Raw genomic sequence first — 21,737 nt, forward strand, 5'->3', positions numbered from 1 at the left:
GCGCCCGCTCAGATCACGCCTTCGCGCCGCAGCCTGTCCAGCGCATCGCCGCCAAGGCCCAGCGCCCCGTAGACCTCCGCGTTGTGTTCGCCGGCCGCCGGCCCGGTGCGCGGCGGCGCGGGCTTGAAGCCCGAGAAGCGCGGCACGATCGCGGGGGCGGGCAGCGACCCGAGGTCCGGATCGGGCAGGCGGATGATGGCTTCGCGCGCGATGAAGTGCGCATCGGCCATCACGTCGTCCACCGCATAGACCTTGCTGTGGGGAACGCCGCCGCGGATCAAGGCCTCGGACAGTTGCGCCAGCGTCTGGCATTCGCACCAGCCGGCGACGATCGCATCGATCTCGTCGATGTTCCGCACCCGGTCCGGCGTGGTGGCAAAGCGCGGATCGAGCGCCAGCGTCGGCTGGCCCATGGCCTGGCAGATGCGCTTGAAGATGGGGTCGGACGATCCCACGATCGTGACCCAGTGGCCGTCGGCCGTGCGGTACATGTTGGACGGGGCCGTGTAGGTGGCCCGGCTGCCCGAGCGGCTGCGCGCCTGCCCCAGCACCTCGTGCTCGACCGGCAGGGCTTCGAGCAACCGGAACATGGCCTCGGTCGCCGCGAGATCGATCTCCCGGCCCGGTGCGTCTGGGTGGCGATGGCGTTCCGCGATGGCGGTGGAGATGGCGAAGGCGCCGAACAGGCCCGCGATGACGTCGCCGAGCGGATAGTTCATGTGCTGCGGGCTGCGGCCGCTTTCGCCGGTCAGGTGGGCGAAGCCGCTCATCGCCTCGAAGATGCGCGCGAAGCCCGGGCGCTGCGCATACGGGCCGGTCTGGCCGAAACCAGTGAGGCGCAGGATGACGAGCCTGGGGTTGACCGACCACAGCGTGGGCGCGTCGAGCCCCCACTTGTCGAGCGTGCCGGTACGGAAGTTCTCGACCAGCACGTCGAAGGAAGCGATCAGCCGCAGGAACAGCGCGCGGCCCTCCGGCTTGCGCACGTCGAGCGACACGCCTTTCTTGCCGCGGTTCGAGACCTTCCAGAACAGCGCATGGTCCGGCGTGGTGGGCGAGAGCGAGCGCAGCGGGTCGTTGCCTTCGGGCAGTTCCAGCTTGACGACTTCGGCGCCCATGTCGGCGCACAGCGAGGCCGAGAACGGCGCCGCAATCACGGTGGCCATGTCGAGGATCCGGATGCCGGCGAGCGGCCCCTGCGGCGTGGCGGGCGGTGGCGTGGGCTCGGCGGCGGCGGCGGTGTGTTTGAAAGCGTCGGATGGCATGCATCGGAGTCTGTTGGCGCGCTCCATTTGCCGCAACCCATGTTTCGACATCCTGAACGCGGTGCCGGCGCGCGCTATCGCAGGCCCAGCGAAAGCTCGATGCTGTGCGCCAGCGTGAGCAGCCGCGGCGCGGCCTCCCGGCGCATCTGCGCGAAGCTGCCGCGCCGGGTTGCCACGGCGCAGTTCAGCACGAACTGCATGCCGTCCACCAGGCCGTGCAGCGGCACGGCAAAGCCATGCCGGTTCGGCTGCCAGTCGGCACGGGCGCTGCAGAAGCCGTCGCGCGCCAGTTCTTCACGCGCCAGCTCGGCCGCCGCGGCATGGCGCTCGAACTCGGCCGGCGCGGCGACGCGGATCTGGTTCAGCACCGACAGCCGCTCTTCGGGCGCGGCGCGCGCGAGCCAGGCGCGTCCGATGGCCGTGGCCAGCATGGGAAGCGGCGCGCCGATGTCGGGCGTCAGCACGAAGTCTTCGCTGCTGCGCGCAGTCTCCACGTACACCATGTGGATGCGGTGGCGCAGCCCGAGCGAGACGGCGCCTTCGATCTCGCGCGCCAGCGTTTCCATCATCGGCCGCGCGACCGGACGGATGCGCATGCTGGCCAGCAGCGGATGGCCGAGGCCGAGCACAGCCGCGCCCAGCCGGTACCTGGCGCTGGCCGGGTCGCGCCGCAGGTAGCCGAGCAGCGCGAGCGTGTGCGTCAGGCGCGCGACCGTGGGTTTCGAAAGGCCGGTGCGCTGCGCAAAGTCCTTGTTCGCGAGGCTCGATTCGCCGGGATGAAAGCACAGCAGCAGGTCGATGCCGCTCGCGAGCGTGGTGGCGAACTGGCGGTCCTTGGTGTCCGCATCTTTCATGGCGCGGCATCCAGGTCGGCTTCCACGCTGCGCGCGAGCGCGACGAGGCGTGGGCCCACGCCTTGCTCGAGCTGGCGCGGGCCGAGCCGCGAGGTGAGCACGCCGCAATTGAGCACCAGCGTCTCGCCGTCCTGGGGAATGCGGATCGGCACGCCGACCGCCTGCACGTCGCTGCGCCAGGCGCCGCGCGACACGCAGAAGCCCTTGCGCTTGAGGTCGGCCTGCGCCCGAACAAGGTCGGCTTCGTACAGCCGCACCTGGCCCGGTTCCGATGCCTCGATCTGCGCCAGCACCGCGTCGCGCAACTGCTGCGGCGCGTGCGCGAGCCAGCCGCGCCCCATGGCTGTCGGCAGCATCGGCACGGCCGCGCCGATGTCGGGCCGCCATGCGCTGAGGTCGTGGCCGCGGCAGGTTTCGATGTAGACCATCCGCGTGCGGTCGCGCATGCCCAGCGAGACCGAGCCGCCCACCTCGTCGGCCAGCTGTTTCATGCGTCCGCGCGCGACTTGCCGGATGCGCAGGCTCGCCATCAGCGGATAGCCGATCGTGAGCGCCGTGGAGCCCAGGCGATAGCGCCGCAGGTGCGCATCGAAGACCACCAGGCCGCGCGCCGCCAGCGTGTAGGTCAGCCGCGAGATCGTCGCCTTCGACAGCCCGGTGCGCTCCGACAGTTCCTTGTTGCCGAGCGCGGGCTCGCCGACGGTGAAGCAGTGCAGCACCTGCAGGCCGTGCTGCAGCGTGGTTGCGAAGTCGGGGTCGGGGTGGCGTGCGGCAGGCATGGGGGGCTCGTGTGGCGCGGTGAATGCTACGTCCGGCAGCGCGTGCTGGCGAGCGGCGGCATTCAAGATAGAGAAACATCGTTTTCCATATGTGATGCCGCTGCGTAGTCTCCGGGCCCTGGCAAAGAATCAACCGGAGACTCCCATGCGCAAGATGTTCATGCTCGCTGCCGCCTGCCTGCTGGCCGCGGCTTCCGCGGTGCACGCCGACCCGGCCGCCTATCCGGCCAAGCCGGTTCGCCTCATCGTGCCCTTTGCACCGGGCGGCTCCACCGACGTGCTGGCGCGGCTGCTGGCCGCGGCCCTCGCTCCCGAGCTGGGGCAGCCCGTCATCGTCGAGAACAAGGCCGGCGCCGGCGGCAACATCGGCGGCGACTACGTCGCCAAGTCGGCGCCCGACGGCTACACGCTGCTGATCGCGGCGGCCGGTCCCACGGTGATCAACCCGAGCCTCTACACAAAAATGCCCTACGACCCGGCCAAGGACCTGCGGCCAGTGACGCTGCTGATCCAGGAGCCCAACCTGATGGCGATCAACCCGAAGATCCCCGCGAAGACGGTGCCCGAGTTCATCGCCTATGCCAAGTCCAGGCCGAAGGAGGTCAGCTTCGGCTCCGCGGGCAACGGCAGCCCGTCCCACCTGGCCGGCGAATGGTTCAACCAGCTCACCGGCACCACGATGGTCCACGTCCCGTACAAGGGCACGGGCCCGGCAATGAACGATCTGCTGGCCGGCCAGATCGCGATGATGATCGACAACATGCCCGCGCTGTGGCCGCACGTGCAGTCGGGCAGGCTCAGGGCGCTGGCGGTGTCCACCGACAAGCGGGCCACGGCCGCACCCGAGGTGCCGACCGTCGCCGAGTCGGTCAAGGGCTTCAGCTTTGGTGCATGGAAGGGCCTGATGGTGCCCGCAGCAACGCCCACGGCCATCGTCGAGCGCCTGCACGCCGCCACCACCAAGGCGCTGGAAAAGCCCGAGCTTCGCCAACGGCTGCTGGCGCTGGGCGCCGAGCCGGTCGGCAACACCCCGGCGCAGTTTGCCGAGCTCATCAAGGCCGACACGGCCTCGTGGGCCGCGCTGGTCAAGTCCACCGGAACCAAGCTGGACTGAGGTCCGCGCGCATCCACCCCATGAAGCAAGGAGCAACACATCATGCAGCGTGACCCCCAAGCGTTCGAACAATTCCTGGGCAGCCTGCGCAGCTACGTGCGCGAGCGGCTGGTGCCCAACGAGGCGCGCGTGGCCGACGCCGACGAAGTGCCCGCCGACCTGGTGGCCGACATGGCGGCGCAGGGCCTGTTCGGCTATTCGATCCCCGAGGCCTATGGCGGTGCGGGCATGACGACCGAGGAGCTGGTGCTGGCGGCAATGGAGCTGTCGCAGTGCTCGGTGGCCTTTCGGGCCCGTGTCGGCACCAACACCGGCATCGGCTCCGAAGCGCTGGTGGCCGACGGCACCGAGGCGCAGAAGCGGCGCTACCTTCCGCGGCTGGCCAGCGGCGAGCTGACCGGCGCGTTCGCGCTGACAGAACCCGAGGCCGGCTCGGACGCCGTGTCGCTGCGCACCTCGGCGCGGCGCGAGGGCGACCACTACGTGCTCAACGGCACCAAGTGCTTCATCACCAACGCGCCGATCGCTGGCCTTTTCACGGTGATGGCGCGCACCGACCCCGACGACCTGTCGGCGCGCGGCGTCACGGCCTTCCTGGTCGAGCGCGGCATGCCCGGGCTCAGCACCGGGCCGGCCTACAGGAAGATGGGGCAGGCGGGCTCGCCCGTGTCCGAGGTGCACATGAACGACTGCATCGTGCCGGCGGAGAACGTCATTGGCGGGTGCGAAGGGCAGGGCTTCAAGACGGCGATGAAGGTGCTGAACAAGCAGCGCATCCACCTGGCGGCCCTGTGCATCGGGCCGGCGATCCGCATGCTGCAGGACGCCGTGGCGTTCGTGTCCACGCGCAAGCAGTTCGGCCAGGCGCTCTCGGGCTTCCAGCTGATCCAGGCGCTGATCGCCGACAGCCAGACCGAGATCCATGCAGCCCGCGCGCTCGTGCTGGACACCGCGCGCAAGCGCGACGAAGGCATCGACGTGACGATGGAGGCGTCGATCTGCAAGTACTTCGCGTCCGAGATGTGCGGCCGCGTGGCCGACCGCAGCGTGCAGATGCTGGGCGGCTACGGCTACATTGCCGACCACGGCATGGAGCGCTTCTACCGCGACGTGCGGCTGTTCCGGCTGTACGAAGGCACGAGCCAGATCCACCAGCTCAACATCGCCAGGCGCACGCTGGCCAAGGTCGGCTACGGCGGTGAAGGCGCCTCCTGATGTTCGGCTACAGCGACCGCCTTCCGGCGCTGCGCGAGGCGGTCCGGCGCTTCGTCGAGGAAGAAGCCATTCCGCGCGAGTGCCCGGCGCTGGCCCACGACCTGGATGCGCTCGAAGCCGCGGTGCGTTCGCTGCGCGCCAAGGCCATGGAGGCCGGCATCTACGCACCGCAGCTGCCGGTGGCGTGGGGCGGCCTGGGCCTGTCCTGGCGCGATCGCTCGGTGGTGCTCGAAGAGGCCGGCCGGAGCTTCCTTGCGCCATTGGCCATGAACTGCGCGCCGCCGGACCAGCCCAACATGATCAACCTGCTGGCCGACGGAAGGCCGGCGCAGCAGCAGCGCTATCTGGTGCCGCTCGCGCGCGGCGAGGCCCGCTCGTGCTTTGCGATGACCGAACCCGAGCCCGGCGCCGGGTCCGATCCGTCGATGCTGCAGACCGTGGCCGAGCGCCGCCCCGGCGGCTGGGTCATCAACGGCCGCAAGTGGTTCATCAGCGGCGCGGTCGGTGCCGCGTTCGCGCTGGTGCTGGCGAAGACGGGCGAGGGCGCGACGATCTTCATCGTCGATGCCGGCAACCCCGGCTACCGCGTGGTGCGCAACATCGCGAGCATCGATGGCTTCCAGATCGGCGGGCATGGCGAGATCGAACTGCAGGACTGCTTCGTGGATGACGGCGCGGTGCTGGGCGAGGTGGGCCGGGGCTTCGCCTACGCGCAGGCGCGGCTCGAACCGGCGCGCCTGTCGCACTGCATGCGCTTCATCGGCCGCGCCTCGCGCGCCATGGCGCTGGCGCAGGACTACGCCAACCGGCGCCACTCGTTCGGGCAGCCGCTCGCGCAGCTGCAGCAGGTGCAGGCGATGGTGTCCGACTCGCACATCGACCTGCATGCCGCACGCCTGATGACGTGGCACGCGGCCGCCAAGCTCGATGCCAAGCAAGGCATCAAGCACGAGTCGGCCATGGTCAAGGTGTTCGTGTCGGAAGCCGTGGGGCGCGTGGCGGACCGCGCCGCGCAGATCATGGGCGCGCTCGGCATGTCGGAAGACTCGCCCGTGTCGATGATCCTGCGCGAGATGCGGCCCTTTCGCGTCTACGACGGCGCGTCGGAGGTGCACCGCTCGACGCTGGCGCGGCGCATCCTGAAGGAATCGCTGCGTCCTTGAGGCCGTCACTCGCCGGCGGTCAGCAGGACGGTGCCGTGCGCGAGCACGCGGGTCCGGTCGTCCGATCCTTTCATGCATCCCTGCAGCTCGATGATGCTGCCGCCCTTCGGACGGGCCGCGATCGATGAAACGCTCCACTCGATCAGCACCGTCTCGCTCGCCAGCACCGGCCGCAGCAGATCGACGGAGAAGTTGATGCCCAGGACATTTCCCTTCTTCGCGAAATGCGTGGCGGTCAGCCCCATCAGCAGCGAGGTGGTGTGCGTGCCGCTCGCGATCATTGCGCCGAAGCGCGTGCTTCTTGCGAACGCCGCATCGTGGTGCAGCGGGTTCTCGTCTCCCGCGGCCAGGGCAAATGCCCTGACCTGTTCTTCGTCGAAGGTGTGGGTTCGCGAGAAGCGGTAGCCGGGCTCGACAGGTGCACCGGCAGCGGGCTCGAACTCAACCATGGCGCGCGAGGCCGGTGATGGCCTCCCGGCTTCCGGCCTGCTCGCGCAGGCGGAACTTCTGGATCTTTCCCGTGGCGGTCTTCGGCAAGGGGGTGAAGATCACCCGGCGCGGACACTTGAAATGAGCCAGCCGCTCGCGGCAGAACGAAATGATCTCCTGTTCGGAAGGCGCCGCAACGCCTGCCCTGAGCTCGATGAACACGCACGGCACCTCGCCCCATCTCTCGTCGGGCTGGGCCACAACGGCCGCATGCAGGACGGCCGGGTGCCCATGAACGACATCCTCGACCTCCACCGAAGAGATGTTCTCGCCGCCCGAAATGATCACGTCCTTCGAACGGTCGGTGATCTGCGCATAGCCGTTGCCATGCAGGACCGCCACGTCGCCGGTGCGGAACCAGCCGTTGGCGAGCGCCTTGCGCGTCGCGGCCTCGTTCTTGAAGTAGCCCATCATCACGGTGTTGCCGCGCAGCATGAGCTCCCCCGCGGTCGTGCCGTCGCGGGGAACCGGCGCCAGCGTGTCCGCATCGCCGACCATGAGGCCCTCGAACATGGCGGCGCGCACGCCCTGGCGCACCCGCAGCTTGCCTTGCTCGGCGGGTGCAAGATCGTCCCAGCCGTCCTGCCACGCGCAACTCACCGGCGTGCCGCAAACCTCCGTGATGCCGAACACATGCTCCACGTCGAAGCCCATCGCGAGCACAGCGTTCAGCACGGCCAGCGGCGGCGGGGAACCCGCGGTCAGTACCCGCACGCTGCGGGACAGCCTGATGTTCTGCGCCGAATCCGAGAGCATGGCCATCACGACCGGCGCTGCGCAGAGATGATCGACCTGGTGCGTGTCGATGGCCTCCAGCACCGCTTCGGCGGACACCCGGCGCAGGCAGACGTGGGTCCCGGCAGCCGCCGTCACAGCCCAGGTGAAGCACCATCCGTTCGCGTGGAACATGGGCAGCGTCCACAGGTACTTCGGCGCCCGCGGCATCGCCCAGTTCGTGATCTGCAGCAGGCTCATCAGGTAGGTGCCGCGGTGGCTGGCGACCACGCCCTTCGGGTCTCCCGTCGTACCCGAGGTGTAGTTCAGCGCAATGGGCTGCCACTCATCGCTCGGCCAGCGGCCGGGGAACGCCGGATCGCCGCTTGCCAGCAGCGATTCATAGTCGGTCTCGCCGATGCGTTCGCCGGGCGGTGCGAGATGGTCTTCGATGTCGATGACCGCGGGAGGGTTGTCCAGCAGCTCCAGGGCGGCGGCAACCGTCGCGGCGAATTCGCGGTCCACCATCAGCAATTTGCACTCGCCGTGGCGCAGGATGAACGCGATGCCTTCAGGGTCCAGCCGATGGTTGATCGCGTTGAGCACGGCACCTGCCAGCGGCACGCCGAAATGCGACTCCAGCATGGCCGGCGTGTTGGGCGCCAGCACCGACACGGTGTCGCCCCGCTGGACGCCCCTGGCGACCAGCGCCGACGCCAGGCGATGGCAGCGCTCGCGCGTCTGCGCCCAGGTTCGCGTCAAGTCGCCGTGCACCACCGCCACGCGGTTCGGATGCGCCAGCGCGGCGCGCTCGAGAAAGCCGAGCGGTGTCAGCGGCACATGGTTGGCCTCGCAGCGGTCGAGCCCCTTTGCATAGGATTGCGCGCTCATGTCCTTGTCTCCTTCGTGCTGTCGTGGAACGTCGTGAATGCGGAAACCGGCTCCCGCTCGGTGACCAGCGAATTCTCGATGGAGGACTCGTCGGCGTAGCCCAGGCTCATGCCGCAGACGAGCATCTGGCCCGCGGGGATGTCCAGGAATTCGGCGATCTGGCGATGGAACTTCAGGAACGCGGCTTGCGGACAGGTGTGAAGGCCGCGGCCGCGCGCGGCGATCATCACGCTCTGCAGGAACATGCCGCAGTCCAGCAGGCTTCCTTCCTGCAGTGCGCGGTCGATCGTGAAGAACAGGCCCACGGGCGCATCGAAGAAGCGGTAGTTGCGCCCATGCTGCAGGTGCATGCGCTGCTTGTCGCCCTTGGCAATGCCAAGCAGACCATAGAGGTCCCAGCCCACCTTGCGGCGCCGCTCCAGGTAGGGGGAGAGCCATTCGCGCGGGTAGTAGTCGTAGGGCTCGAGCAGTTCTCCCGATCTGGCGGGATCGTCGTCGAGCGCCGCGATCGCAGCGGACAGGCCGGCCTTCGCGGGCCCGGTCAGCACGTGCACATGCCAGGGCTGCATGTTCATGCCGGAAGCGCTGTAGCGCGCGGTCGAGAGAATCGCTTCGATCTCTTGCTGTGGCACCGGCCTGGGCAAGTAGGCCCTGATGCTGCGCCGCGTGGCAATCGCCCAGTCGACTGCGCCTTGCAGTGCCTGCGCGTCCAGCGGCGGCGCCATCATTCGGTTCATTGCGGGTTTCCTCGTTGCCGGATTGCCGAAGAGCTTAGTTCCGCAAGGATTCGATGCCCATGCCCGCAGGCCTCGATCTGGCCGGGGCTTCCGGGCATGCGGATGCGGCTTTGGGGGGCGCCGGGCGCCCCGGGCTCATTCCCGTGTGTGCGCAGAGGAGCGGTAGCTTCCGGGGCTCACGCCCGTCCATTTCTTGAAGGCGCGATGAAAGGCGCTGGGCTCCTGGAATCCGGTGCGGGCGGCGACCTCGGCCACCGTCAACGAGGCGCTCGACAGCAGGTCGATCGCGATGTCCCGCCGCAGATCGTCCTTCACGCGCTGGTAGCTCAGCCCCTCCTGCTGCAATCGGCGCTGGAGCGTGGTGCCGGAGACGCAGAGCTCCTGCGCGAGCTTCTCCAGTTCGGGCCACGCATCGGGCATCTGGCTGCGCAACCGGTGCCGCACCTGTGCGCTGGTGCTCGAGTCATTGCGGTACTTGACCAGCAGGTTGGCGGGCGCGGCCCGCAGGAAGGTGTCGACGGTCTGCGGAGATTCCGCGATCTTCAGATCGAGCAGCTCACTGGCGAACGTGATGTGCGTGGTCTGTGCGTTGAACTTCACGTCCTCGCAGAAGCGCGTGCGGTAGTGGCTGTCATCGGCCGGAGGCGGGCAGCGGAACCGCATCTCGCGCAGGGGAATCCGCCGGTGCACGAGCCAGCATGCCAGTCCATGGACGAGGATGAACCAGGTGCCGTAGCCGAACAGCCGGCGCAGCACGCCACCGTCGTGCAGGATCACGCGCGCCTCGTCGGCCGATCGCACCAGCTCCCCGCGAAAGTCGTCCAGGGTGGCGTGAAGAAAGCGGAGGATCCGGCGCAGCGCGTGCTCCAGGTTCTCCGAGCTGACCGCCGCGCGCGTCATGAGCGCATAGCTTCCGCGGCGCAGCCCGTGGCTGTCCAGCCCGAAGAACTCGTCATCCATCAGGTCGGCCAGGGCCACCCACATGCGCGAGTAGGCGGCCGCCGAAATGCGCGCACGCGGCGCGTTCAGCAGATCGCGGTCCAGCCTGGCGATCTCGAGCACGCCGCTGATGTCCATGTTCCTGAGCGCGGCGGCGCGAAGCGCCTCGTGCACGAGCTCGATGGAAACGGTGCCTTTCAGCCCTGCTGATTTCATGCGAACTCTCAAACAACGGGATGGAACACTAGCGGCGGGGCTTCCAGTTCGAAACGGCCTGAAGGAAGGCACGCGTTTCCGCGCATAGGCTCGGTGCGGCCCGGTGGCATGTAGCTGAGCTTCACGACCACCGTGCGAGTGGCCGGGTCGACGTACGTGAACTGACCCGGCAGACCCAGGGCATGGTACGCGCCGGTTTGCGGAAATGTCCACCATTGATAGCCATAGCCGCCGTTCGGCGAGTTGCTGCCGGGGCCGAAGTGGACGGAGTTTGCACGGTCATACGGGTGGAAGCCGGGGAGCTTTCGGGCGTTCGTTCGAAAAAGTGTACCGGCAGGCCGGTTCAGGCCACTGGCGAGTGGACCGCCTCGGCGAAAGCGCGGTGGTCGACCTTCTGTCCTGACGGCAACCCAGAGCGGGTTGCGCCGCGGGCTGCGAAGCGTTGTGTTTCTCTACTGGCTCAGCATCGAAGTACTGTTTGTCGAAGCCGACGACCTTCGAGTGGCAGGCGCCTGTTTCAAGCGGCTCGCGACCGCCTGATCTCAGCCAGGACCAGAAGCGCCGCGCCTGCAGTGATGGCGCAATCGGCCACGTTGAAGATGGCGAAGTCGTAGACCTCGCGCCAATGAAGATGGATGAAGTCGACCACGTGCCCCTGCCACGAGCGGTCAATCGCATTTCCCAGCGCGCCGCCGAGCACAAGTGCCAAGGCCGCCCTGAACAGCGGCGTCCCGCCGGGCTGCACCAGCAGTTTGAAGATGAACGCCGCCGCCGCGATGGCAAGTGCCGTAAACAGCCATCGCTGCCAGCCCGAGGCGTCAGCCAAGAAGGAGAAGGCAACGCCCCGGTTGTGCGCCAAGACGAGATCGGCAAAGGGCGTGATGGGAAGGATTTCGCCTCCGCGCAGGAATCGCGTGGCGAGCGACTTCGACACTTGGTCAAGCAGAACAACCGCGAAGGCAATGCCCAGATAGGGCGCCAGCCGGGCCGCCACGGCAGATATACCGTCGCGGTGCCTGTCAGCAGACACGATGATCGTCATGGGGGTTCCCGTTGATGTTGTGGGGCCGGGGCCCCTTGAGGTGCAAACACTCGTGCCGCCCCGACAGTCGATCGCCACCGGCGCGGTTCCAGGCGGTATTTTCCCGTATGAGCGCGAGCCGACGAGCGAGTTCCTCCAGTTATCAGATGCCAAGGAGGCACCTCGCGACAAATCTCGACCTGGTCCGTTTAACGATCGGACCGCTCGACGACGACCTCGCTTAACTGGACCACCGGCACGATGTCGGTGTAGTTGGCGATGTCGCCCCTGATCTCGGCGCCGTGCTCCTGGCTGGCGGCAAGGTAGCTTTCGGCCGAATCACAGATGAACGCGCACATCGCCACGAAGGCGGGCGGTGAACCGGGTGCTCGGCCGGCCAGGCCTTTTTCGACGGTGTAGTAGGCGCAGGCACTGCCCAGCCTGGCCTTCACCATCGGCATGTGCCGGTCGCGGTAGTAAGCGTGATCGAAGCGGGCGCCTTCGGTGTACGGGTACATCACTGTGACTTTGATCATTCGGTTCTCCTTGTCATCAGACATCCCACCGGTTTCAAGCGACAGGACGATCGAAGGGGCTTAGCTGCGGTAAGACGAGGGAAAGGTTGCCGAGCCTGGCTCGGCAGGCAAGCGCAGAGCGTTTGCCAGATAGCTGACGGTGCGATAGAAGCCTGCCAGCATGAGCAGCTCGAGAATGCCCTCGTCGCTGAACGCCGTCTTAAGCGACTGCCATAGGGCGTCGTCGACAGTGCAGTTGGAATGAAGCATGTCGCAAAGCTCTAACAGCAGCCTGTCCTCATCTTGCCAGCAGGTATCTCGCGGTTGTCCGGAGGCGAGCGAAAGGACTTGGGCTTCATCAAATCCGGCGTGCGATGCGAACAGTGCGATGTGGACGCCCCATTCGTACTCCGATTTACACAGCGCCGTGGTGCGCGTGATGACGAGTTCGCGCTGTCGCAAGGTTAGGTTTCCACGGTCAAGCAGCCCGCCCGCGAAAAACTTCTGGAAAAGGCGAGGGTCCCTCGCGAGCGTGGTAAACAGCACCAGAGGCGGTTTTCCACGCATGAGGCCTTCAAGCGAAGATTGGATGCCGGCGGGGAAAGGTGGCTCCGCAGGAGCGATACGAACAGTCATGGGTTGACCTCGAGCATCTGCTACATTTTCTAAAGCATTGCACTTTATCCACGTTGCTTTGAAAAGTAAAGCATGGCTGTTCTAAAGGTTGGCGCCCCTGTGCGCGGTTCAAGGACCGGCCGCCCCATCATGGTGGCTCTGGACCTACTGGGTCGAAGGTCCACGCTTCGGATTCTTTGGGAGCTCCGCGCGGAGCAGCTGACGTTTCGCGCTCTTCAGGAGGCCTGCGAGACAAACTCCAGCCTGTTGAACACGAGGCTCGCAGAGCTACGAGCGCTTGGTTTGGTTACGCACGACGAGGGAGGCTACGGACTCACCGATGAGGGGCGAAAGTTGAATGCAGCGCTGACGCCTTTGAGCGACTGGGCGCGTCAGTGGAAGCCCCCGGCGCGCTGAGTCGCGCGCCTTCAATGCGTGGGGTCTCGGGCGAAGCTAGAGGCGGGGTGTCGAGACCGGATGCATCGTCTTCGCGATCCGCGGGATTCGCATCACCCGCTTGAGGTTGTACGTAGCTCAAAAGTGGCGCAGGGTCGAAGCTGAAGTCTGGACTTATGCATGGGCCGGCAGTCGCATGTTGTTCCGAGGTCAGCTCACTTGAAAACCACGGCGAGTGCATCTTCGAAGGCCGGAAGATCGACGGCCACATGGGAGGTCGAATAGGTTTTCTCCACGATCTGGAAACCGGAGTAACCGCGTTGCAAGAGCTTTTGATAGACCGCATCGACCGGCTGATAGTTGCACTGGGTGGTATCGCCGCAGCGTGCAAGGATCAATGTTGCGGGAAGTGCCTTGTCTTTCCGCACCTCGTACATCTTCTGCTCATACGTATCAGTCTCCGCTTGCTGATATCCGTACGAACCGTCGAAGGAGAGGAAATGCGAAAAGGTGAGGGTGGTGCCGGCGCCTTCCAGAAAGAGGGCGTAGCCAGTCATGCTTCCGCTGAGTGAATGTCCTGTCAGGATTCGCTTCGTACTGTCCGCCCGATACTTCGATTCGATGAATGGGACGAGTTCCTTCGTCAGAAAGTCGTGGTACGGCACGGCGCCCGGAAAAGTGTAGTCCGTGCTTCGGCGCGATGTGCCCCCGATGCCGACCAGAACCGCATCGATGCCTTTGCGTTCAAGGATGCCCCTCAAGTTTTCGAATCGCCCGCTGGGCGCATTGACGGCGTCTCCGTCCAGGGCATAGATGACGGGATAGGCCTTGGTGCTCCCGCTATAGGACGCGGGGAAATAGATGGTTAGCTGGTAAGTCGCACCAGTCTCAGCCGATTTGATCGAATCGGAGATCGGGCGACCGGCCGCTGACGGCACTGCAGCGGGTTGCGTGGCCGATGGAAGCAGCGGAGCAACCGCACCACTGCCGCCTCCGCCCCCGCCTCCACCGCAAGCCGTCAGTCCAAGGACAAGCATCCATCCCACTATGAATAACAGTGAACTTTCTCGCATAAACGACGTTCCCACTCCTGTTGACAATCCCTGCGGCTGAATTCCAGTTCCGCGAGCGCCGAGATCAGTTGGGGCGCAAGGCTCGCCTGAGCGTCTGGAGATCGATGGTCATATCGCGCTTTCGATGTTGTTCTTCTTGTGCTCTGGGACCAGCCACGCGGCAAGCCCGTCTCGGCGCATGCACTCGGCCAGCGCGAGCTGCAGTCGCGCGCCTTCGTGCAGGTCTTGTTCGGTGGTTTCGTAGTGCATCTGGTTGAGCGCCTGGCCCTCTGTTTCGCCCATGCCATGCAGCGCGGCAATACGGCCGGCCAGGTCGGACGTCTCTTGCGGCTTGAGGCGCGTGAAGGCCTGCCGCAGATCGGGCAGATGCGCCACGAAAGCCTCGGCATCCCAGCCCTGCACCAGGCCGTCGAGGCCTTCGAGCAGCGCGGGCAGGCGCAGCAGCAGTTCAGGCGCCGCGGCCATCACCCCGTTGAGAAAACGTACCGCCTCGCGCGGCTCTGCGCCCGCGCCGAAGCGTTGCCGCACCACGGTGTCGAGTGCGTTCTCGTCCCAGTGTCCATCGAGGTACAGCAGGGCCGAAGCAGCGCCGGCCACCGCGGGCGCGGCCGACGCACCGGTCGCGAATCGTTCGAGTTGCGTACGCAGCAGGTCGAGGTCGATGGCGCCGTCACCGGCTTCTCCCGGTTCGCCTTGGAGCGAGGCCAGCAGGCGCCCAAGCTCGCGCAGTGAAAGCAGTTGCTTCACCGCGCCCGCCTCACCTTCTTCCGGGCACCCGCCCACATCGGGCAGCAGGAACAGCGCCGCGGGCCACACACGCTCCAGCAGGCTGCGCAGCTGCGGATGCTGCTGCACGCCCAGCGGCTCCCGCGCACGCCAGAGCGTGACGAGCCGATGCCCGCACTCGACCACCGAGCCGAGCGAGGCATCTTCGTCGAGGTGGGTGGAAAGCATCGAGAGCAGCTGGGGCAGCCGCGACTGCAGCCCGATCAGGCAGGCGCGCAGCAACAGCGCCACGGCCGCGCTCGCGCTGCGTCCGCGGCCCTCGTCGGACAGAGCGATCTCTTCCTTGCGCAGCTTGGCCATGCAGACGGCCTCCACGCTGGCGCCATCGCCCGCCAGTTCAATCAGCCGCGCCTCCACCAGCGGCGACCAGGCGGCGCGCCACTCTTCGAACAGCAAATGCAAACGGCTGTTGCCAAGAAAATCCGGTCCCGCGAGCCAGGTGCCGAGCCCCGTGTCGAGGTATGTCATGGCATGGAAGAAGCGGCTGCGCTCGCGGTGCGAAGGCTTGCGATAGAGATCCAGCCGCGCGATGCGCGCGGTACTGTCGTCCAGGCGCACGCCGGCCTGGCGGGCGAGCCTGCGCGCGTCCTCGATCAGCGGCGGCGAGCCTGCCGAAGGCGGCACGTCGCCGATGCGCGTGCCGCTCAAGAAGTTGCGCAGGTCGGCGGTAAAGCCGCGCGTTCCTTCGTCGATGGCGCCTTTGATGAAGCAGGAGCGGATGGCATCGAGCAGGTCTTGCCGGCCCGGACCGGCATTGCCGCGCAGCGCCGCGAGCCGCATGGCCTGCGCGGCGGCGGCCTGCACCAGTGCTGTAGACACCGCATCGGCATCGTCCTGCGCGCGGGTCTGGCGCGCAAAGCGGGTCAGGCTGTCGAGCGCCACTGCGGTGAAGGGGTCGGCCTCGCCGGCCTCGAGGCGTTCCCACACCTGCTGGTAATAGCCGGGCGACGGCATGCCCGAGGCATAGCCGTTGAGCGCGTCGAGCCGCTCGAAGCTGTAGCGGATCAGCCATGCGTTGTCGGGTGCGTCCTGGCCGGCGGGCGCCTTCGAGGGCTTGGCCTCTTGCCACTGGTTGACCAGCTCGAGCGTGTGGAAGCCGCCGGTGACGACCACGATCGGCCCCTCGACCTCGTTGCGCCAGCGACGGATGTGCGCCGCCATGTGGCGCTCCCGCGGCAGGCTCAGCTCGGCCTCGAGCACCTCGGGCTCGTAGTCGAGCCGCGCCATGGCGCACCAGCTGAACACGTCGGAAAAGAAGGCGCGCCAGTGGCCGAGAGCGGCCGACGTGCGCAGTTCGAACAATCGGTCCCACAGCTCCTGGTGGTCGACGCAGCCGAGCCGGGCGGCCATGGCGTTGAGGTAGCGGCTGTGCGCGAAATGGCGCTCTTCCATCAGGCTGCGCGCGGCGTCGCGTGCATCGCCTTCGTCGCCCTCGCCCTCGTCGCCTTCGTCGCGATGCCAGGCCTTGTCGCTCCAGGGAAGATCGATCAGCCCCAGGCGCGCGCCCAGCGCTGCGCCTTCGCGCACCGCAATCCACTCGGGGCTGTAGTCGCAAAACGGAAAGAACGACGTGCGCGATTCCGTGCGCGTCTTCTCTTCCGAGTCGGGGTCATCGACCGGAGCCTGCCGGGTGCTTTGGCACAGCCATGCAACGGGGGCGGTGGTTTGCGGGTGCTGCAGCAGCGGCAGCAGTGCGTTCAGGTCGTCCGGTCCTTCAATCAGCACAGCCGCCGGCCTGACCTCGCGCAGCAGCGCCCTCAATGCGAATGCACAGGCCGGGCTGTGGTGCCTCACGGGCACGAAGAACACGCCCTCGCCGTCCTCGCCGAACAGCCGGCCGCGCGCGGCCTCCAGCCCGGCAGGCAGAACGCTGCCGGCTTCTGCAACTACTGCCACAGCGCGCGCGTCGCGTCGTGAAAGGTCTTCCATTGCGCGTCGCGCTTGCCGCGTTCGCGCACGACGGTGTCGAAGTAGTGGCGCACGCGCTTCACATCGTCGGTGCTGTCCTTCAACACCACGCCTTGCAGCTGGCCCGCGATCTCGCGCACGGTGAGCCGGCCGCCGTTGAAATGGCGCGCTTGCAGGGCCGCCGCATAAGCCACGTTCACGGCCTCGGCCGTGGACATCACGGCATCGAGGCCCTTGATGGCGGTGCCGTCCTGCGTCTGGCCCGCGCGCAACTCCTGGAAGGTGGTAACCAGCAGCGCCACCACGTCGCGCGGCACATCGACCGGCGACTCGCCGCCACCGTCGAGTTCGCGCTTCAACTGGGCCATCACCAGTTCGACTTCGAACGAATGGTCCCGGATGGGCTTGACCGTTTCGAAGTTGAACCGACGCTTCAAAGCGGACGACATCTCGTGCACACCGCGGTCGCGCAGGTTGGCCGTGGCAATGATGTTGAAGCCGCGCTGGGCATAGAGCCGGGCATCGTCGCCCAGTTCTGGAATCATGAGTTGCTTGTCGCTCATCAACGAAATCAGCACGTCCTGGATCTCGGGCGGGCAGCGCGTGATTTCCTCGAAGCGCACCAGCTTGCCCGCACGCATGGCCTGGTAGAGCGCAGAAGGCACCAGCGCGCGCTGGCTCGGCCCCTCGGCCAGCAGCAGTGCGTAGTTCCAGCTGTACTTGATGTGGTCTTCGGTGGTGCCGGCGGTGCCCTGCACCGTGAGGCCCGAATCACCGCTGACGGCGGCTGCAAGCAGTTCCGAGAGCAGCGACTTCGCGGTGCCCGGCTCGCCCACCAGCATGAGGCCCTGGTGGCCCATGAGCGTCACGATGGCGCGGTCGACCAGCGGATCGTCGCCGTAGAACTTGCGGCTCACCTGCAGCTTCTCGTCGCCGAGGATGAAGCGCCGCACCGCGCGCGGCGAGAGCTTCCATCCGGTGGGTCGTGCATCAGTGTCGGCCGCGTGCAGCCGCGCGAGCTCGTCCGCATAGCGCGCCTCGGGGGCAAGGCGCACGGCCTGGGTCGCGGGGGAAGGAGACGGTGATGTGCCGGTGCTCATGATGATGTTGCTGCTGGTTTTTCTGCGGGTCGGCGCGGCGGGCTTACCACGGCATCTTCTTTTCCCAGCCCGCGTCGAACCCGGCGCAGGCCTGGGCAATGGCCAGGTAGTCGGCATAGGCCTCGGCCAGCAGCACCGGCGGCACGCTCGACAGCGGCAGCGCCCGGTCGCTGTAGCCGCGGGTCTTCATGTCCTCGAAGCCCAGCGTCTTGAGCGCCGCGGGCACGTTCTCCTCCGGCAGGGTGTTGCCCGAGAACTCGATGGCCACGCGCACGCCGGCCGACGAGAACTCCTTGGTGTACTGGTAGAAGAAGCCGCCGTCCTCGGCCTGCGCGCGCTGGTAGCCGAGCTTGGCAAAGCTGCCGCGCAGCGTGAAGGTGTCGCTGATCCAGCCCAGCCGGTCGTTGATTTCGCTCACCGGCTGGCCCTTGTCGTCGATGAACGCGACCGCCGGCGGCTTGCGCGTCATCTGCGCGAAGAGCGGCACCAGCTTGTAGTCCTTGAAGTGCCTGTTCCACGCGGCCGCTGTGCCTTCGTCGACCAGCGAAGCGTGGCCCAGGCGCAACTGGCTGTCGGCCGCAAGCTCGACCTCGTCGTCCTGCGTGTCGATCAGGCTGCCGTCCTCGGTGGGCCGGAAGCTGCCGCGCACCGCGCCTTCCGCATCCAGTTCGAGCCACACGAGCCGCTGTATCAGCCGCCCGGCAATCGGGTGCCGGTGCAGGTATTCGCGCCACTCGGCCTGCGGCCAGATGCGGCCGGTGCACATGGCTTCGAACAGGCGCGCGGTCTGCAGGTCGATGACCTGCTTGAGCTCTTTCCTGCTGGTCGAGAACTGGGCCTTCGCATCCCTGATGAGCACGGGGTCGTCGTTCTGGCGCGGCTCGGGCAGGGCCTTGACGATCTTGCCTTCGGGGTTGCGCAGTTCGGGCTTCATCGCGGCGTCGAGCACCACGGTGAAGATGCGGTCGCCGTACGCGAGCTCGAGCTTGCCGGTGTCGTCCAGGCCCGCGGTGGGAATGGTGCGGTCGGCGAGCTGGTCCTGCGTCCAGCCGTTGCGGTCGGCAATCTGCTGCACCAGAGCGCGCGCCTTCTCCTGGACCGAGGCGGTGCGGTAGCGGCGCGATATGCCCAGCAGCAACTGGATCACCACCGGGTCGTTGCCCGGTGCCACGCCTTCGAGCATGGCTTCGATCTGCGAGCGGCGCTGGTAATGGTCGCGCATGTACTGCTGCAGCAGCGTGACGACCTCGTGCCCCGGCGCATGGGCGGTCAGGGCAAGCGTGCCTTTTTCGCCGATCGCGCTGCCGAGGTATTCGCTCATCTTCTCGCGCTTGCACTCCTCGAAGACCTGCTCCTGCGTCTTCTGGAAGTCGGCTTCGTAGTACTGCTTGTGCTCGGCCTTCGCGTTCTGGTAGCGCTGCTGGTTGCCCTGGTAGCGCTGCGGTGCATGGGCGTTGGCATGCGCAATGCCTTCGTCGAGCGTGGGATGGCGCGTGTCGTGTGCAATGAACTGGCGCAGCACCAGGCTGCCGACGGCCTGGCGGCTGGCGGCATCGAGCAGGCCAAGGTAGCGCGTGAGCAGCGCATTGCCGCCCGGCTCCTTGAGCTTGCAGGCGAGCACCACCCACCAGCGCACGATCTCGGGTTCTACCGGGCTGCCGTCCAGCCATTTGCAGGCGGGCAGCGCGTCCAGGGAGAACCACGCAAGGCCCGCCGGAGGCTTGGCCTTCAGGCCCTTCTTCGCCTCGGCCAGAAGAATCGCCGGTGCCAGACGCGCGGAGATGTCGTCGCCCAGCGCCTCGAGCGCCGTGAGGCAGGCCGCGCGCACGGTCTCGCGGGCTTCCTTCTCGAGCGCCTTGGTGATGGCGGGCACGGCCTCGGCGTACTTGAGCTCGGCCAGCCAGTTGGCGGCCTCGATGCGCACCTCGCTCTTGGTGGCGCCGAGCGACTCGACCACGCGCCGGCCGATGTCGGGCAGCATCGACAGTGCCTTCTGCGCGGCTGCGCGGTGCGTCTTGCCTTCGCCGAGGGCCAATTCCATCACCCGCGGCAGCCAACGTGCCTGCACGGTCGGAAAGACCGCCAGCGTGCGCAGCGTGGCGTTCAGGTCGAGCTGGGTCTGGCGGCCTTCGCGCTTTGGCGGCGCGACAAGGCCCAGGCCTTCGTCGATGTACTCCGGGTGCTCCGCGAAGAAGGGCCACACGCGGTCGGCCGGCAGCACGTCCACCGCCGAGGCCTGGTTCCAGTATGGAAAGAGCGCGGTGTGCGCCACATCGTCGATCGGCATGCCGGAGCGCTTGAGCAGCTCGGCCAGCGCGCGCAGGTCGACCGAGCCCACGGGCTGGCGGCCGAGCCACTTGTGAAAGCCGTCGTCGAACCAGAAGCTGGTCCAGTGGCGCGACACGGCCAGCCAGCGGATCAGGTGCGGCATGCCGAACCCCGGCATCGACTGCAGGCGATTGCCGAAACCCACGACCTGCTGCAGCTGGCCGTTCTTCGCGCGGTTCTGGTCGTTCTTGCTGCCCTGCCCGTTGAGCACGCGCACGGCCACGCGCATGTCCTCGTCGGTGAGCTTCTTGTGGGCGGCGTAGTTGTCCTGGCGCCACTTGTACCTGTAGGTCTGCTTGGAGGCCTTGTTCTCCTCGATCTCGGCCTCGGCCGCGACGCGGTTCTTCTCGAGCAGCTCGATGCGGTTGGCAATGAGCAACTGCACCGCCTCTTCACCCAGCGGAATGTCCTCGAAGGGTTGCCAGGCCGGCGGCTCGGGCAATTCGAGCTCGCCCGCGTCGCCCGCGGCGTCGAGCCGCGACATGGCCGAGCGGATGGCCTGCTGCACGGCCTTGCTGGTCTCGGTGCCGGCCGCCACGTCGAGCAGCGCGCGCGCGGCGCCACCCGGCAGGCGCGCAAGCAGTTCGGCGGCCTGCGTGCGCTGGGTGGTGTCGCCGTCTTTGAGCAGTTGCCCCAGGAGTTCGAGCCGCTGCGCCTCGGCAATGCCCTCGAGGTGCGGCGTCGCCTCGGCGCGCACTGTCTTGCTGCCGTCGATGGCCAGGCGCAGGAACAGCGGCGCAAAGTCGTTCAAAAGCGCCTTGTCCTTGCCGATGCGCCTGGCCAGCAGAACGCGGCCCGCGGCCGACAGCTTTGCGGGCAACGCCTCGGTGGCGTCGCGCTGGCTGCGCATGTAGTCGGCAACGGCAGGGGCCTCGACCAGCCCGTCGAGCCGGTCGTGGTACCAGCTGTCCAGTCCCTTGCGCTCGAAGACCTCTTGCAGGGCGATATGCGGATCGAGTCCTTCGTGCGCGAGCAAGGCTGCAATGAGATGCACGTTCCACGCGGGCCGGTGCTTGGCGAGATCGCGCTCGGCAGCGTTGCTGGAGCTGCTCTTGTTGAAGCTCGCGAACACCGCGTCGTTGATGAGGTACTGAAGCCAGTCGGGCACCGGCGCGCCGGGATGCTCGAGCGACTGTCCGCCGTCGGCCGCCGCAAGCAGCTTGCCCAGTCGCACCAGCACGTCGAGCGCAGGAGCACTGGCATCCACGCTGGCGTAGAAGCGGCCACGCTGCTCGAGGCTCTGGTTGCCGATCTTCTCCAGCGCCTTGTTCTGGTGGTTGCTGTAACCCCAACGCAGGCGGCCGGGGGCTCCGAGCAACTGACCTGGCTCGAAGGACTTGGCAGCCTGCAGGTCGAGCAGCACGGTTTCCTGCGTGCCGTCGACCAGGAACGCGGCGCCCTTTTGGGGCAGCTCCTTGCCTGCTCTTTCGAGCGGCTCGAAGGCCTGCTTCAACAGCTGCGCCTGCTCGCGCGTCAAGCCGTTGGCGGCTGCGGTGCCGGCGCTGCCCGTGACGGCGCCCAAGATCCTGTCCAGAAATCCCATGCGTTCTCCTCGTTCTCCTGGGCGCTGATTTTGGCAGTTGGACGTGACGCTTCGGCCAGTTCGCGGCCTGCAGAAA

Annotated in this window: 18 protein-coding genes; 4 read left to right on the forward strand and 14 right to left on the reverse strand. The window is 67.2% G+C overall.

The window, feature by feature from the left end:
- Positions 1 to 8: 8 nt before the first annotated feature.
- The 3 genes from AC1DMS_RS24005 to AC1DMS_RS24015 form a co-directional block, all read right to left on the reverse strand.
- Positions 9 to 1,265: a CaiB/BaiF CoA transferase family protein gene (locus AC1DMS_RS24005; RefSeq protein WP_478181885.1), complete on the reverse strand. Its 1,257-nt coding sequence runs from the start codon at positions 1,263 to 1,265 to the stop codon at positions 9 to 11.
- A 74-nt stretch (positions 1,266 to 1,339) separates the two neighbouring features.
- Positions 1,340 to 2,119, reverse strand: a complete 780-nt coding sequence (locus tag AC1DMS_RS24010; RefSeq protein WP_015866238.1) for an IclR family transcriptional regulator — start codon at positions 2,117 to 2,119, stop codon at positions 1,340 to 1,342.
- Entirely contained in the window at positions 2,116 to 2,898 is a 783-nt protein-coding gene (locus AC1DMS_RS24015; RefSeq protein WP_015866239.1) for an IclR family transcriptional regulator, read from the reverse strand. Before AC1DMS_RS24015 ends, AC1DMS_RS24010 begins: the two co-directional genes overlap by 4 nt.
- Before the next feature lie 145 nt (positions 2,899 to 3,043).
- On the opposite strand from AC1DMS_RS24015, the gene AC1DMS_RS24020 reads away from it, so the two are divergent.
- The 3 genes from AC1DMS_RS24020 to AC1DMS_RS24030 are packed head-to-tail and all read left to right on the forward strand — an operon-like array spanning position 3,044 to position 6,390.
- Entirely contained in the window at positions 3,044 to 4,012 is a 969-nt protein-coding gene (locus AC1DMS_RS24020) for a Bug family tripartite tricarboxylate transporter substrate binding protein (protein WP_015866240.1), read from the forward strand.
- 42 nt (positions 4,013 to 4,054) lie between these two features.
- Complete coding sequence (locus tag AC1DMS_RS24025; protein ID WP_015866241.1) at positions 4,055 to 5,227, forward strand: acyl-CoA dehydrogenase family protein; 1,173 nt, start codon at positions 4,055 to 4,057, stop codon at positions 5,225 to 5,227.
- Entirely contained in the window at positions 5,227 to 6,390 is a 1,164-nt protein-coding gene (locus AC1DMS_RS24030) for an acyl-CoA dehydrogenase family protein (protein ID WP_015866242.1), read from the forward strand. The genes AC1DMS_RS24025 and AC1DMS_RS24030 overlap by 1 nt, the downstream gene beginning before the upstream one ends.
- A gap of 5 nt (positions 6,391 to 6,395) precedes the next feature.
- On the opposite strand, the gene AC1DMS_RS24035 is transcribed toward AC1DMS_RS24030, so the two are convergent.
- The 7 genes from AC1DMS_RS24035 to AC1DMS_RS24065 all read right to left on the reverse strand — a co-directional run bounded on the left by AC1DMS_RS24035 (position 6,396) and on the right by AC1DMS_RS24065 (position 12,548).
- Entirely contained in the window at positions 6,396 to 6,839 is a 444-nt protein-coding gene (locus tag AC1DMS_RS24035; protein ID WP_015866243.1) for a MaoC family dehydratase, read from the reverse strand.
- Positions 6,832 to 8,484: an AMP-binding protein gene (locus AC1DMS_RS24040; protein WP_015866244.1), complete on the reverse strand. Its 1,653-nt coding sequence runs from the start codon at positions 8,482 to 8,484 to the stop codon at positions 6,832 to 6,834. Before AC1DMS_RS24040 ends, AC1DMS_RS24035 begins: the two co-directional genes overlap by 8 nt.
- A complete protein-coding gene (locus AC1DMS_RS24045; RefSeq protein ID WP_015866245.1) occupies positions 8,481 to 9,221 on the reverse strand; it encodes a nitroreductase in 741 nt (246 codons plus the stop codon). The genes AC1DMS_RS24040 and AC1DMS_RS24045 overlap by 4 nt, the downstream gene beginning before the upstream one ends.
- A 135-nt stretch (positions 9,222 to 9,356) precedes the next feature.
- Positions 9,357 to 10,376 (reverse strand): AraC family transcriptional regulator, encoded by a 1,020-nt coding sequence (locus tag AC1DMS_RS24050; RefSeq protein WP_015866246.1) that lies wholly within the window; start codon positions 10,374 to 10,376, stop codon positions 9,357 to 9,359.
- A 517-nt stretch (positions 10,377 to 10,893) separates the two neighbouring features.
- Positions 10,894 to 11,418 (reverse strand): signal peptidase II, encoded by a 525-nt coding sequence (lspA, locus tag AC1DMS_RS24055; RefSeq protein WP_015866247.1) that lies wholly within the window; start codon positions 11,416 to 11,418, stop codon positions 10,894 to 10,896.
- A gap of 188 nt (positions 11,419 to 11,606) precedes the next feature.
- Positions 11,607 to 11,933, reverse strand: a complete 327-nt coding sequence (locus AC1DMS_RS24060) for an EthD family reductase (protein ID WP_015866248.1) — start codon at positions 11,931 to 11,933, stop codon at positions 11,607 to 11,609.
- Between the two features lie 60 nt (positions 11,934 to 11,993).
- Positions 11,994 to 12,548, reverse strand: coding sequence for a carboxymuconolactone decarboxylase family protein (locus AC1DMS_RS24065; protein WP_015866249.1), 555 nt, complete (start codon positions 12,546 to 12,548; stop codon positions 11,994 to 11,996).
- Positions 12,549 to 12,620: 72 nt separating this feature from the next.
- Here AC1DMS_RS24065 and AC1DMS_RS24070 point away from each other — a divergent pair, with 72 nt between their 5' ends.
- A complete protein-coding gene (locus AC1DMS_RS24070) occupies positions 12,621 to 12,944 on the forward strand; it encodes a winged helix-turn-helix transcriptional regulator (protein ID WP_015866250.1) in 324 nt (107 codons plus the stop codon).
- A 194-nt stretch (positions 12,945 to 13,138) separates the two neighbouring features.
- Here the strand turns inward: AC1DMS_RS24070 and AC1DMS_RS24075 are convergent, their stop codons facing one another.
- The 4 genes from AC1DMS_RS24075 to AC1DMS_RS24090 form a co-directional block, all read right to left on the reverse strand.
- The gene (locus AC1DMS_RS24075) at positions 13,139 to 13,861 is read right to left on the reverse strand and encodes an alpha/beta hydrolase (RefSeq protein ID WP_244883653.1); all 723 of its coding nucleotides are present in this window, start codon (positions 13,859 to 13,861) and stop codon (positions 13,139 to 13,141) included.
- A 243-nt stretch (positions 13,862 to 14,104) separates the two neighbouring features.
- Positions 14,105 to 16,678 carry a DUF5682 family protein gene (locus tag AC1DMS_RS24080; protein ID WP_041945821.1) on the reverse strand — a complete coding sequence of 858 codons (2,574 nt, stop codon included), beginning with the start codon at positions 16,676 to 16,678 and terminating at the stop codon, positions 14,105 to 14,107.
- Positions 16,669 to 17,790 carry an AAA family ATPase gene (locus AC1DMS_RS24085; RefSeq protein WP_015866253.1) on the reverse strand — a complete coding sequence of 374 codons (1,122 nt, stop codon included), beginning with the start codon at positions 17,788 to 17,790 and terminating at the stop codon, positions 16,669 to 16,671. The genes AC1DMS_RS24080 and AC1DMS_RS24085 overlap by 10 nt, the downstream gene beginning before the upstream one ends.
- 43 nt (positions 17,791 to 17,833) lie before the next feature.
- Complete coding sequence (locus AC1DMS_RS24090; RefSeq protein ID WP_015866254.1) at positions 17,834 to 21,661, reverse strand: DUF4132 domain-containing protein; 3,828 nt, start codon at positions 21,659 to 21,661, stop codon at positions 17,834 to 17,836.
- Positions 21,662 to 21,737 lie beyond the last annotated feature (76 nt).

This window comes from Variovorax sp. 05T418 (assembly GCF_056396385.1).

Bases quoted from the DNA above. Each gene is read 5' to 3' on its own strand.
- lspA (WP_015866247.1), bottom strand. From the start codon at position 11,418: ATGACGATCATCGTGTCTGCTGACAGGCACCGCGACGGTATATCTGCC.
- AC1DMS_RS24030 (WP_015866242.1), top strand. From the start codon at position 5,227: ATGTTCGGCTACAGCGACCGCCTTCCGGCGCTGCGCGAGGCGGTCCGG.
- AC1DMS_RS24010 (WP_015866238.1), bottom strand. From the start codon at position 2,119: ATGAAAGATGCGGACACCAAGGACCGCCAGTTCGCCACCACGCTCGCG.
- AC1DMS_RS24045 (WP_015866245.1), bottom strand. From the start codon at position 9,221: ATGAACCGAATGATGGCGCCGCCGCTGGACGCGCAGGCACTGCAAGGC.
- AC1DMS_RS24035 (WP_015866243.1), bottom strand. From the start codon at position 6,839: ATGGTTGAGTTCGAGCCCGCTGCCGGTGCACCTGTCGAGCCCGGCTAC.
- AC1DMS_RS24015 (WP_015866239.1), bottom strand. From the start codon at position 2,898: ATGCCTGCCGCACGCCACCCCGACCCCGACTTCGCAACCACGCTGCAG.
- AC1DMS_RS24025 (WP_015866241.1), top strand. From the start codon at position 4,055: ATGCAGCGTGACCCCCAAGCGTTCGAACAATTCCTGGGCAGCCTGCGC.
- AC1DMS_RS24060 (WP_015866248.1), bottom strand. From the start codon at position 11,933: ATGATCAAAGTCACAGTGATGTACCCGTACACCGAAGGCGCCCGCTTC.
- AC1DMS_RS24005 (WP_478181885.1), bottom strand. From the start codon at position 1,265: ATGCCATCCGACGCTTTCAAACACACCGCCGCCGCCGCCGAGCCCACG.
- AC1DMS_RS24020 (WP_015866240.1), top strand. From the start codon at position 3,044: ATGCGCAAGATGTTCATGCTCGCTGCCGCCTGCCTGCTGGCCGCGGCT.
- AC1DMS_RS24070 (WP_015866250.1), top strand. From the start codon at position 12,621: ATGGCTGTTCTAAAGGTTGGCGCCCCTGTGCGCGGTTCAAGGACCGGC.
- AC1DMS_RS24050 (WP_015866246.1), bottom strand. From the start codon at position 10,376: ATGAAATCAGCAGGGCTGAAAGGCACCGTTTCCATCGAGCTCGTGCAC.
- AC1DMS_RS24085 (WP_015866253.1), bottom strand. From the start codon at position 17,790: ATGAGCACCGGCACATCACCGTCTCCTTCCCCCGCGACCCAGGCCGTG.
- AC1DMS_RS24040 (WP_015866244.1), bottom strand. From the start codon at position 8,484: ATGAGCGCGCAATCCTATGCAAAGGGGCTCGACCGCTGCGAGGCCAAC.
- AC1DMS_RS24090 (WP_015866254.1), bottom strand. From the start codon at position 21,661: ATGGGATTTCTGGACAGGATCTTGGGCGCCGTCACGGGCAGCGCCGGC.
- AC1DMS_RS24065 (WP_015866249.1), bottom strand. From the start codon at position 12,548: ATGACTGTTCGTATCGCTCCTGCGGAGCCACCTTTCCCCGCCGGCATC.